8 protein-coding genes are annotated in these 12507 nt (G+C 40.6%); 7 read left to right on the top strand and 1 reads right to left on the bottom strand.

What is annotated here, in order from left to right; translation table 11 throughout:
• Window positions 1-125: 125 nt before the first annotated feature.
• The 6 genes from IGJ45_RS14075 to IGJ45_RS14050 all read left to right on the top strand — a co-directional run bounded on the left by IGJ45_RS14075 (window position 126) and on the right by IGJ45_RS14050 (window position 9901).
• Window positions 126-2522 carry a DNA translocase FtsK gene (locus tag IGJ45_RS14075; protein ID WP_096710908.1) on the top strand — a complete coding sequence of 799 codons (2397 nt, stop codon included), beginning with the start codon at window positions 126-128 and terminating at the stop codon, window positions 2520-2522.
• Between the two features lie 54 nt (window positions 2523-2576).
• A complete protein-coding gene (locus tag IGJ45_RS14070; protein ID WP_003128220.1) occupies window positions 2577-3278 on the top strand; it encodes a GntR family transcriptional regulator in 702 nt (233 codons plus the stop codon).
• Window positions 3279-3348: 70 nt separating this feature from the next.
• On the top strand, window positions 3349-4146 hold the full coding sequence (gene proC, locus IGJ45_RS14065) for a pyrroline-5-carboxylate reductase (RefSeq protein WP_021150536.1): 798 nt from the start codon (window positions 3349-3351) through the stop codon (window positions 4144-4146).
• Window positions 4147-4203: 57 nt separating this feature from the next.
• Complete coding sequence (locus IGJ45_RS14060) at window positions 4204-4881, top strand: HAD family hydrolase (protein ID WP_029486321.1); 678 nt, start codon at window positions 4204-4206, stop codon at window positions 4879-4881.
• Window positions 4882-5153: 272 nt separating this feature from the next.
• Window positions 5154-7856 (top strand): YhgE/Pip domain-containing protein, encoded by a 2703-nt coding sequence (locus tag IGJ45_RS14055; RefSeq protein WP_029486323.1) that lies wholly within the window; start codon window positions 5154-5156, stop codon window positions 7854-7856.
• A gap of 221 nt (window positions 7857-8077) precedes the next feature.
• Window positions 8078-9901, top strand: a complete 1824-nt coding sequence (locus tag IGJ45_RS14050; RefSeq protein ID WP_003128226.1) for an APC family permease — start codon at window positions 8078-8080, stop codon at window positions 9899-9901.
• A gap of 138 nt (window positions 9902-10039) precedes the next feature.
• Here the strand turns inward: IGJ45_RS14050 and IGJ45_RS14045 are convergent, their stop codons facing one another.
• The gene (locus tag IGJ45_RS14045; protein ID WP_003128227.1) at window positions 10040-10930 is read right to left on the bottom strand and encodes an ArsR/SmtB family transcription factor; all 891 of its coding nucleotides are present in this window, start codon (window positions 10928-10930) and stop codon (window positions 10040-10042) included.
• Window positions 10931-11247: 317 nt separating this feature from the next.
• Here IGJ45_RS14045 and IGJ45_RS14040 point away from each other — a divergent pair, with 317 nt between their 5' ends.
• On the top strand, window positions 11248-12498 hold the full coding sequence (locus tag IGJ45_RS14040; RefSeq protein ID WP_003128228.1) for an extracellular solute-binding protein: 1251 nt from the start codon (window positions 11248-11250) through the stop codon (window positions 12496-12498).
• Window positions 12499-12507 lie beyond the last annotated feature (9 nt).

Genomic DNA, 12507 nt, shown 5'->3' with positions numbered 1-12507 from the left:
TTTATGGAGCGGTCTTTTTTTCATTAGTGGGATCTTTTATTTCTAGTAGTAAACTTTCTGACAGGAAAACTTTTGTTCGCCTTCTTTTTTCGTTATAATAGGTAGAGACGAAAAGAGGGATAAGAATGGCGCAAAAAAAACGCGCGAAGAAACGCAAAACAAAAAAACAACAAAAACAACAAGAGAAACTGATTCTAGTCGGCATCGGCTTGCTTTTCATCTTGTTTTCGATCTTTGGTTTTTTCCACTTAGGCTTTTTAGGAACGCTGATCGCTAACGGCTTTCGTATCATTGGAGGCAATACGTATCAAGTGCTTTGTCTCGCATTGGCCGTTTACGGGGGATGGTTGGCAATCAAGACCACAGAAGCTCGTTTTACGAGTTTACGTCGAGTGGTTGGCTGTGTGCTGATCTATTTGGGGATCTTAGTGATCCTGCATGCGCATTTATTCAATAATGTCATGAATGAATCGCCGAATGTCTTGCAGACGACTTGGTCGACATTGCTGGATGATATTCGCCGCAGTCAAGTTTCACAAAATGTGGGAGGAGGCATGGTCGGCGCATTCTTCTATCGCGGAACCTATTTCCTTGTATCCCAGATCGGCAGTTACATTTTAGCTGTCTTGATGATCATGATCGGGGGCTTTTTGTTCAGTAAGATGAGCAGTCACGAGTTGCTGGAGCATCTGCAGCACGCTGGTGAAAAGGTTCAGCAATGGTTGGAAGGATCACCTGAAAAACAAGCAGCCCGCGAAGAACGAAAAGCGCAAAAAGCTGCTGAAAAAGCAGCGAAAAAAGAAGCAGAGCGTTCTGCTGTTTTGGCTGAGATCAAAGAAAAGAATCAAGTCCGTCCCTTCACGGAAGAAGAGCGAGCAGCCCAATCAGAACCAGATTTGTCGGAAATCGAACCAGAGCAGTTAAGTTTTGTGCCAATCGATCATTTTCAAGAATTGCCCAAAACACCGCCAGCTGCATCATCCTCTCCGGCTTCGGCACAGGAGAAAAAAGAAAGTGTTGAAGAAATGGAAGATGATGGCGAAGTATTGGAATTTGAAATTTCCGAAGAAGCAGAAAATCGCGACTATGAGTTGCCGTCCGCTGAATTGTTGGACTCGATCCCTGCAACCGATCAAAGCAGCGAGTACAAAAAAATCGAACAAAACATTGGTGTTTTAGAAAAGACTTTCCAAAGCTTTGGCGTCGATGCCAAGGTGGTAAAAGCTAGTTTAGGACCAGCAGTAACTAAATTTGAAGTACAGCCAGCAGTCGGAGTCAAAGTCAGCAAAATCGTTGGCTTAACAGATGACATCGCACTGGCGCTAGCTGCTAAAGATGTACGGATGGAAGCACCGATTCCTGGGAAATCACTGATTGGGATCGAGGTGCCTAACAGTGCTGTCAGCATGGTTTCCTTCCGAGAGGTGATTGAAGCACAGCCGGATCATCCCGATAAGTTGTTAGAAGTCCCTTTGGGTAGAGATATTTCTGGCCGTGTCCAAACGGCCGATCTAACGAAAATGCCTCACTTACTGATTGCAGGATCTACTGGTAGTGGGAAATCCGTTGCAATCAACGGTATCATCACAAGTATTTTGATGCGGGCAAAACCCCACGAAGTCAAATTGATGATGATCGATCCGAAAATGGTTGAATTGAATGTCTATAATGGCATTCCTCATCTATTGACTCCGGTAGTGACGAACCCTCGGAAAGCAGCGCAAGCGTTGCAAAAAGTGGTTAAAGAGATGGAAGAACGGTATGAGAAGTTCGCTGCGACAGGAGTTAGAAATATCACAGGATACAATGAACTAGTGATCAATAAAAATTTAGAAGATGGTGAAAACCGACCAATCTTGCCATTCATCGTTGTCATTGTTGATGAATTGGCTGACTTGATGATGGTCGCAAGTAATGAAGTAGAAGATGCGATCATTCGTCTAGCTCAAATGGCGCGGGCTGCAGGGATCCATATGATCTTGGCGACACAACGTCCTAGTGTGGATGTCATCACAGGAATCATCAAAGCCAACGTACCTTCAAGAATGGCGTTCGCCGTTTCCAGCGGGGTCGATTCCCGGACAATCATTGACAGCAACGGCGCGGAAAAACTTCTTGGACGAGGCGATATGTTGTACTTGCCTATGGGTGAGAATAAACCAATCCGGGTGCAAGGAGCCTTTATCTCAGACCACGAAGTAGAACGGGTCGTGTCGTTTGTTACCGAGCAGCAGGGAGCGAATTACGAAGAGAAAATGATGGTTACCGAAGAAGATACGGCAAGTACCAGCAGTGGTCAACCACAGGATGGACTATTTGATGATGCCAAAGCATTGGTGATCGAAATGCAGACGGCAAGTGTCTCTTTATTACAACGCCGCTTTCGGATTGGCTACAATCGGGCAGCCCGTCTTGTTGACGAATTGGAAGACCAAGGGGTCGTAGGTCCTTCAGAAGGCAGTAAGCCTCGGAAGGTGCTGATCGAAGCAGCAGCCGAAGAAGTGCCGGGTTTTGATGAGTAACGTGCAAGTCCTCTTTTTGAGAGAGAATCAATGACTGGAAAGGCGAGGAAAGAAATGAAGCGTAAACATATTTTATATCGTGATGTGGCAGATAAAATCAAAGAAGACATCATGTCCGGACACTATCCTGTTGGTTCTTTTCTACCGACAGAAACCGAATTAGAAGCAGCCTTCAATGTGAGTAAAATCACGGTACGCAAAGCAATCGAGCTATTAGCAGCAGATGAATATGTCGAAAAGCGCAGTGGACGCGGGACCACGGTTTTAAGTAATCGACCTTATAACAAGTTGTCTAAAGGGACAACTTTCAGCCAGTTATTAGAAAAAACCGGCAAAGAATATACCAAGAAAAATCTTGATTTTAACCTAGTCGAGCTCGCAGAAGATCATCCAGCTTCTGCTTTGATGGGCAGAGAAGTCATGCGTTTGCGGCGCATGTACTATTTTGACCATCAACCATTTATTTATTATGAATATCATTTGCCCAAATTGTTAAAAGGCCTTGCCATGGAAGAATTGGAAGAAAAATCACTGTACCGTATTTTAGATGAACATCGGATGGTGATCGATACCTTTGAAGATTCATTTGCAGGACTGACGTTGAATGAGGAACAACAAAAATTTCTGATCACACCAGAGATTTCCGCTTTAAAGCGCGTCCGTCGCTCTTATGATCTGCATGGAGAAGTGGTAGAATATACAGAGGGCATCTATAATACAGCATTGCATCCTTATGTGATCGAGTTTGAAGCCTAATCTCTTGATTAGGCTTTTTTTACAAGAAACAGCGAACATAGGATCATAAATGTTAGAAGGAGTGAGTGTTATGAAAACCATCGCCTTTATCGGGGCCGGAAATATGGCAAAAGCAATTATCAAAGGATTGATCCAATCGGAACTATATCAACCAAAGGAAATTTTAGTCTACAATCATCGGTATGAACCGACACTTAAACAGTTGGAACAAGATTTAGGGATCACCCCTACATTAGAACTTTCTGAAGCCGCAGCTGCTTCCATTTTGATTTTAGCTGTCAAACCGTTTGTGTTTCCTAAATTATTGGAGGATCTAAAAGCGCAATTAAATGAACAACAGTTAGTTGTATCGATCGCAGCAGGCGTTACGATTGCGCAGATGGAAGAAGTTTTGGGTCAGCGCAAGATCGTTCGAGTGATGCCGAATACTCCGGCACTAGTCGGAGAAGGGATGACGTCTATCAGTAACAATCCGCATGTGACCGTAGAGGAAGCTGCAGAAATCCAAAAATTATTTGAAAGCATGGGAAAAGCAGCTCAAGTGCCTGAATCCATGATCGATGCTGTGATTGGGGTCAGCGGTTCTTCCCCAGCATATACCTATCTGTTCATTGAAGCATTGGCCGATGGCGCAGTCGCCGAAGGAATGACCCGCCAAATGGCCTATGAATTTGCTGCTCAGGCAGTTTTAGGCGCTGCGAAGATGGTGCTGGAGACCAAAGAACATCCTGGTGTATTGAAAGACAATGTCAGTTCTCCTGGTGGTACGACCATTCAAGCCGTAAAAACACTGGAAGAAAATGGCTTTCGTGCTGCGGTGATGAAGGCTGTTCATGCAGCTGCCGAAAAGAATCGTCAAATGTCTTGATTAAAATACTTATATTGAAACTGCTTGAGTATGAAGGAGAGAAGGAGTAAAGAGTCTATGAAAGAATTATTGATTTTTGATTTGGACGGATTGCTGCTAGATACGGAAAGAGTCTATCATGAAGGCTGGTTGGCACTTTTTGAAAAGTACCATCTACCGATCACATCAGCAGATATCGTTGCTTGGCGTGGGCAAAGTTGGCAACAGACAGCAACCTTACTAGCGAAAAAAGTTGGTGGTCTTCAACGTGTGGAGGAACTTCGGCAAGAACGAGAAGGGTACATTGAAGACCAATTGCTCAATGGAAACTTGCAGCCAAAACCATTTGCTCGTGAGACATTGGCTCTGGCACGAGAAAAAGGGTTAAAGACAGCATTAGCCACTTCTTCGATGGCTTTTCGAGGTGAAAAACTACTGGATCATTTTGAATTGCAGAATGCATTTGATTTCAAGACATTTGGTGACGATGTCCCAGCACACAAACCAGATCCGGCTCCCTATTTGCTGACATTGAAAAAAGCAGCACGAACCTCTGAATCAGCTTTAGTTATGGAAGACTCATTGCCAGGAGCTACCGCGGCAACTCGGGCAGGAATTCAAGTGGTGTTGATACCGGATCAAAGTTTCACTCATCATTTTTCAGCTGATGAAAAAGCAGGTTTGAACCTTTATGCCGAAACGACTTCTCTTGAGTACGTTTATCAACTATTGGCCACTGAGCAGTTGACAAACTAGAACAGGCACCATTGATCGTATCAAGGGAAACGGTCAATGGTGCTTTTTTTATGATTGCTTTTAGCAAACAAATTGTTCGTCTGCCAAAAGCAGTCGTGTTAAAGTTAAAGAAAAGATTAACAATAAGGGAAATTACGCGAAAAGTAAAGGGGTTTCATTTTGACAAATGGTACTTTTTGTCAAAAGGCTGATATCAAGGGAATCATTCCCATTGGCGGCGTACAAAAAACGTGGTAAATTATCCTTCGACGAAGAAAAGTGGGGGAAAGAAAATGAACAAAATCAAAAACGTGTTTTATTTATACAAATTAGACTGGAAACGAATTTTTAGTAATCCGATTTCCGCTTTTTTGATCATTGCTTTGATGATTTTGCCCTCGCTTTATGCGTGGTTCAATATCAAAGCATTATGGGATCCATATGGAAACACTAGTGAACTGCCCATTGCGGTTTACAGCGCGGATAAAGGCGCAGAATTCCAAGGGAAAGAGCTATCGATTGGGAATGAAGTGATCGACTCTTTACATGAAAATAAACAGTTAGGTTGGCATTTTCTAGATTCTAAAAAAGAATTAGTGGAAGGGGTCAAATCAGGTAAATATTACGCGGGAATTTACTTGCCTGCTGATTTTTCAAAAGATCTGGTCAGTTTTACCAGCGGTACGATCGTTAAACCGAAAATTGAATACTACAGTAACCAAAAAATCAATGCTATCGCACCTAAGATTACTGACAAGGGAGCAAGCAGTCTCCAAGAACAGATCTCAAAGAACTTTATTGAAACTGCTAGTTCTACATTAGTCAAAGTGTTCAACGAAATCGGGTATGATATTGATTCAAATCTAGTTAGTATCAATAAAGTCAAAAATATGATTTTAGAGACCGATGGCAATCTTGACACCATTGATAGTTACACGAAGCAAATTGTTGATTTGCATGACAAGTTCCCGGAAATCAAAGACAAAATCGCCAAAGCCGAAGAATTTACGGATTATATTCCTCAGGTCGATGAAATGGGGGATAAACTGATCGCATTGAATGACAAGCTGCCAGAATTAAAAAAACAAGCTAGTGTCATTCTGACATTGCAGAAAAAGATCCCTGAGATCCAAAATGCCGGCAAGCAATTAAAAATGATCGATGATGATTTTGATTCTATTGCTAGTACAATGACAGATGGTATTGATACAGCTAAACAAGGACTGCAAATCATTGATCAAGTACAAACCGCATTGCCAGAAATCCAACAATTAGGGGACCAAGCAACAGACTTTGCCTCAGCGACGAAAGAAGGTGCCCAACAGTTACAAGATGCGCTACCAAGTATTTCTAATAGTGTTCAAGTAACGATTGAAGCCGTTCGTCAAGTTGCGTCTTCAACCGCAAGTTGGTCAGAAGCGTTGAATGAGGCATTAGATGAAGAACAGTTAGCTAATGACCGTGAGTCTATCCTCAAAACGATTGATGGTTTTCAACAGAGCATCCAACAACAACAAAGTATGTTAGATTCTTTGATTACATTTTTAAATAGAATTGAAGGCTCAACAGAAAATACGCAAATTCAAAATATTATTACACATTTAAATGAGGTCAAAATCAAATTAACAAATCTATCTGATTTACTAGCGAGAGCAAGAAAAGCAGTTCAAGATGGTGATATTAAAGGAGTAAAACAATATTTAAGTGAGATAACAGGAGCTGCAAAAGAAATTGATGGACTTTTGGGATCCATTGATGTTCCTTCAATTACTAAAACAATAGAAAAAATTCTAAGTGATTTGATCACCACCATCACCACAGCTCAAGATGTATTGAAAAAAGCGCAAGCCATTGACTTCAAGTCTTTATTGGCATCAACCAAAAATGTGGTCAGCAATGCTATCAGTATCTTAGAAAAGTATCAAAAAGAATTACCTGCTATTAAGCAAGAGTTGCATGATGCCAATACGATGCTCAATGGTCACATGGATGAGATCGTCGCAGCCATCAACAAAGGGGCCGATCTTTACAACAATGAACTGCCAATCGTTGAAGATAAGTTAGGGATTGCGGCTGGTTTCTTACAAAATGACTGGCCAACCATCAAAGCTGAAATCACTTCGACCATGAACATGGTTGATGAGAAACTGCCAGATGTAGAAAAAGCATTGAATGCGGCAGTTGATTTGATCAATAATGATTGGCCAAATATCAAAACAGGCATTCATAAGGCAGCCAATGCGATTCGCAAAGGTGAAAGTGAAGTTGATCTAGGCGAGATCATCAAGTTGTTGAAGCTTGATGCAACTAAAGAAGCGGATTTCTTCAAACAACCAGTTGAATTGCAAACAAATGACATCTATCCGATTGCCAACAATGGTTCTGCCAGCACTCCATTCTATACAGCGTTGTGTTTATGGGTCGGGGCGTTATTGTTGTCAAGTGTGGCTACAACAGAGTATCATTTAGAGAAGAAAGATAAAGAACGCTTTACGCAACGAGAAACATTCGTTGCTCGAATGCTGACTTTCCTAACTATGGCCATTGCGCAAAGCTTGATCGTTACACTAGGAAATATGTTCTTATTAGGAGTAGATGTTCATAATCCGGTATACAGCGTCTTGTTCGCATTACTCGTTGGACTAGCATTTATGATGATCGTCTACGTCTTAGCCGGACTGTTTGGCAATGTCGGGAAAGGGATCGCGATCATTATCCTTGTTCTATCGATTTCTGGTGGGGGCGGAAATTATCCGATCCAAGTCTCTGGTAAATTTTTCCAATTTATTAATCCGCTGTTACCATTCACCCATGCAGTCAATCTGTTAAGGGAATCAGCCGGCGGGATCTATTGGCCAAACGCCATTCCTCAGTTGATTATTTTGTCACTGTTGTTTATTGTATTTGGCATCATAGGAACATGGGCTTATCCTTATCTAACAGATGTAACTAAGAAACTAAATAATGTCTCGAAAAAGAGTCATTTTTTCCATTAAAAAATCAAGAGCAGATAGGGCACGATGTTCTATCTGCTTTTCTTGAATCTTCTTGCGAATTCTGATAAAAAGAAGAGGGAGTTTGTTCAAATTTTTCATGCCATTTTCATTGACTTTTGTCGGTTTCAGGAGTAGCATACAGTCTTGTTAATTCAGTAATTATCAAAGAAATTTTGTATGTGCAATTATGATCTTTTTCATGAAAAAAGGAGTGTAAGAAAGTGGAATATTTGAAACGTTTGTTGGTCGGACGTCCATTGAAATCCGCGGAGAATGATGAACAAAAATTGACAAGGAAAGCCGCGTTGGCTTTGTTATCTTCGGATGCATTGTCATCGATTGCTTATGGGACCGAACAAATCGTTGTTGTCTTAGTTGCTTTGTCAGCTGCTGCTATCTGGTATTCACTACCGATCGCCGCATTCGTTATTATCTTGTTGATTTCATTGACCTTATCCTATCGTCAAATCATTCATGCGTACCCTCATGGTGGTGGGGCGTATGTCGTTAGTAGTGAGAATTTGGGCAAGAATGCAGGTTTGATTGCTGGCGGCTCTTTATTGATCGACTACATGCTGACTGTTGCCGTTTCGGTATCGGCTGGGGCAGAAGCGATTACTTCTGCCGTACCCGCTCTATATGGGCATCAGGTGGGTATCTCGATCACTATTGTTTTACTGATCATGATGATGAACTTACGGGGGCTACGAGAATCTGCGAGTTTCTTGATGGTTCCTGTATACACCTTTATCGCTGTGATCACGATCTTGATTCTTGTAGGATTATTTAATATTATCACTGGGGTACAGCCATTAAATGCCACAGCCTTACCAGGTGCTGTTGTGCCAGGGGTTTCTGTCGCATTGATCTTACGCGCTTTTTCTTCTGGTTCTTCTTCATTGACAGGGGTAGAAGCAATCAGTAATGCCGTGCCGTTTTTCAAAAAGCCGCGAGCAAAAAATGCAGCTGCAACATTGACGATCATGGCTGCGATCCTAGGTTTCTTCTTTGTGGGGATTACATTCATCAACTATTGGTATGGAATCGTTCCAGAAGCAGAAGTAACGGTCCTTTCGCAAATCGGAGCTGCGATCTTCGGTCACGGATTCATGTATTACGTTCTGCAGTTCGCAACGGCTTTGATTTTAGCAGTTGCAGCGAATACTGGATTCTCCGCATTCCCAGTGTTAGCCTATAACTTAGCGAAAGATAAGTATATGCCTCATATGTATCAAGATCGGGGAGACCGCTTGGGTTATTCTAATGGGATCATTACGCTGGCAGCAGGTTCGATCGTTCTATTGTTCATTTTCCAAGGATCGACGGAACGGTTGATTCCACTTTATTCGATTGGCGTGTTCATTCCCTTTGCGCTCTCACAAACAGGAATGGTAGTTCGATGGAAGAAAGCTGGTAAAGGATGGTTCTTGAAATCATTGGCCAACATCGTCGGAGCGTTGATTTCTTTTGCGATCATTGCGATCTTGTTTGTTTTTCGTCTAGGTGACATCTGGCCATTCTTTATCATCATGCCAATCCTACTGTTTGTCTTTTATAAGATCCATGATCATTATAAGAAAGTCGCTGAGCAGCTACGTTTGGAAAAAGAAGTGGCACTCCACAAATATGATGGCAATACCGTTATTGTATTAGTAGGAAATGTGACCCGTGTAAATATCGGGGCTTTGAATTATGCACAATCCATCGGAGATTATGTAGTTGCAATGCACGTATCTTTAGATGAAGATGTCAAGAAGGAAAAAGAAATCGAACAAGAGTTCAAACAAAATTTCCCGGATGTCCGTTTTTCTGTAGTGCATTCTTCTTATCGTTCAATTGAAAATCCAATCATTCGTTATGTAGATCTAGTCAGCAAAAACGCAACGAAACACAATTATACGACGACAGTTATCATTCCACAGTTCGTGCCACGTCGTCGCTGGCAAAATATTTTACACAACCAAACAAGTCTGCGTCTAAGATTCCGTTTATCATGGCGTGAAAACATTGTCGTAGGAACTTACAGTTATCATTTGAAGAAATAGATTAAGTTTTATAATCAAAAAAGACTATCTAACTCTAATATCGAGCGAGATGGTCTTTTTTGTCTTATTTTCAGCGAAGGAATCTTTTACCGCACATCAAAAATGATGAGAGAGTGTGCCTGTGATTCCTAAAAACGTTTAGCTGTAAAACATTTTGATTTTGATGTCTTGATCGTAATTTCCAAACCCTTTGCCAAACAATGTACAACCGCCCATATTTTCAGCCTCTTCTTTTACCTCGACTCTTAAATGCCAAGTATCTTCATAAGCAGGAATATCCTTGATCGTGACGTCTGATAAAGGTTCTCCTTCCATATAAGTCCCATGATCCATGATTCGAATCGTCTTCAATAACCCATATTGATTTAAGTTATCAGGATACCAATCTGGCGTATACTTGCCGCGAATATCGGCGAAGTCACCGGGACTTGTCCAAGTTCCAAGCTCGATGCCATTTAAGCTAAAGGTAATGTCAGACGGCCAATTATTATTAGAAAAAGGGAATTCAGAAGAAATCTCCATGGAAATCTCCATCATCTCTAGTTTCTCATCTAGAGAAAGAAAATTAGGTGACTGGTACTCAACAAACCCTTTCGTAAACCAGAGGATGCGAGCATCCATTCGATTGGGGTCCATAAAAAATTTAGGTTCATCTACTGGACCGATAAAACCAGCAAGCGTGGCTAATCCACAAGTGGGTTCAACCGAATAATTTGTATAATGACCAATTGGAATTGACGTTTCTCTCGTATCGAATGCATTAAAGATTTTTTCTGGAAAATTGATATCGATATGATCGACTCTCAGACTAGATATCTTTCGCTGACCGACACGTTCTGTCTTGATAATTTTTGCTTCTTCTAGTTTTTTGATATGCATCGTGACGATAGCACTGCTTAATCCTAATTCTTGTGCGATTTCTTTCACATTCATTTTGTTTCTTGCAAGTAGTTGAATGATTTTGATCCGTACATTACTAGCTAACGCCTCATAGACGGGCAATGCTTCTTGATTGATTTCTAATTGCATCATTTCACCCCCATTATAGTTATAAATGATTTACTTGAATGTTAACATATTTGTTAATTTGTGTAAATAGTATTATTTATAGTAGTTACTATTAATATATATATTAATTAATAGATATATTATTTAGAGTTGTTTAATTAAAATATTGTTGACAGCGATTACAAATAAAGTTATTATTTAGTTGTAAATTGAAAGTGTTTGCAAACGCTGAATATAAGTAATTAAATTATACATGATTGTTTAACTAGTGTTGACGAGGAGGATAGGGCTATTGGCTTCAAAGATTACAATTCAATTTCAATGAAAGAGGGTAAATCATGAAAAAGAAACTTATTATTATTGGCGCATTGGTTGCAGTAGTTGCAGTTGCTCTCGTTGGGTTTAACAGGTACCGCGCTTTAGAAAAAGAAAAATATACAATCAATTTTTGGTCCCCACTCACTGGTGATGACGGTGCCTATATGGATAAGATTGTAGATGAATTTAATGAACAATCTGATTCAGATTACAAAATAAATCATGTGATTACTTCGGATATGTATACAAAATTAAGTACAGTTGTTAGCTCTAAAAATGGTATCCCTGATTTGACACTAATGCATTCTTATAAAGTTGAGGAGTTTGTTAATTCAGGCATTCTTGATACAGTTGAGCCTTTGATTTCGTATCAACCAGAGTTAGAAGAGAGCAATTATTTAGATACTGCTTGGGATGCAGGAAAAATCGGCGATACTCAATATACGATCCCATTAGATATCCATGCCAGTGCAATGTATTACAATCAAGATCTTTTAGAAAAATACAATGTCACTTCTTGGTTAGACGACAACATCGTGACGTTTGATGAAATGATGTCTTTAGCAGGAAAAATGGATGAAGGCGATTATGTTGTTAATAATGCTTTGCTTTCTTGGGTTATCTTAGCACAAATCCGTAACTTAGGCGGCGCGATTTCTGACGATGCTGGGAACCCGACGGTGAATACGCCGGAAATGAAAGAAGCATTGGAAAAAATAAAAGCGTTAACAGATGCAGGTTTAATGACTCCTTATGGAGAAGATGGCTATTTGATGTTCCAAGGCGGAAACGTACTCTTATCAACAGATGGTACTTGGACTTCCACCGCTCACGATGCCGTTGATGGGCTAAATTGGGGTGTAACAAATATTTATTCGACTTCAGATGACATCGCAACCAACCGAGCAGCTTCTCATATGTTTGGCATGCTGAAGAGTGAGTCTAGAACAGAAGAAAAAAAGGAAGTTATCGCAAAATTCTTGGAGTTTGTTCGTACTAACTCGATTGAATGGGCTAAAGCTGGACAAATCGTTGCCAGTAAAGATGTTTTAGAAAGCGATGATTATAAAAAATATCCACAATCTTTCTTTACATCAACACCAGAAGAAGAAGACACACTATATATCTTTGACTATGTTTATTTCTCTTATGTTTTAGAAGCACTAGATGTCTATTGTACAGATATTGCTTATGGTGAACTAGATTTAGATGAAGGTTTAGCTACGATGCAGCAGTATGTAGAAGACAAAATTGCGGAAGTGGCGAAATAAATTAAAGGG

The sequence above is a fragment of the Enterococcus sp. DIV0574 genome, from assembly GCF_051711125.1.
In the GTDB taxonomy this organism is placed as follows: Bacteria; Bacillota; Bacilli; order Lactobacillales; family Enterococcaceae; genus Enterococcus_D; species Enterococcus_D gallinarum.
The sequence above is the reverse complement of the archived record's forward strand: the minus strand, read 5'-3'. Positions and strand labels throughout refer to the sequence as shown.

Bases quoted from the DNA above. Each gene is read 5' to 3' on its own strand.
- IGJ45_RS14075 (WP_096710908.1), top strand. From the start codon at position 126: ATGGCGCAAAAAAAACGCGCGAAGAAACGCAAAACAAAAAAACAACAA.
- IGJ45_RS14070 (WP_003128220.1), top strand. From the start codon at position 2,577: ATGAAGCGTAAACATATTTTATATCGTGATGTGGCAGATAAAATCAAA.
- proC (WP_021150536.1), top strand. From the start codon at position 3,349: ATGAAAACCATCGCCTTTATCGGGGCCGGAAATATGGCAAAAGCAATT.
- IGJ45_RS14060 (WP_029486321.1), top strand. From the start codon at position 4,204: ATGAAAGAATTATTGATTTTTGATTTGGACGGATTGCTGCTAGATACG.
- IGJ45_RS14055 (WP_029486323.1), top strand. From the start codon at position 5,154: ATGAACAAAATCAAAAACGTGTTTTATTTATACAAATTAGACTGGAAA.
- IGJ45_RS14045 (WP_003128227.1), bottom strand. From the start codon at position 10,930: ATGCAATTAGAAATCAATCAAGAAGCATTGCCCGTCTATGAGGCGTTA.
- IGJ45_RS14040 (WP_003128228.1), top strand. From the start codon at position 11,248: ATGAAAAAGAAACTTATTATTATTGGCGCATTGGTTGCAGTAGTTGCA.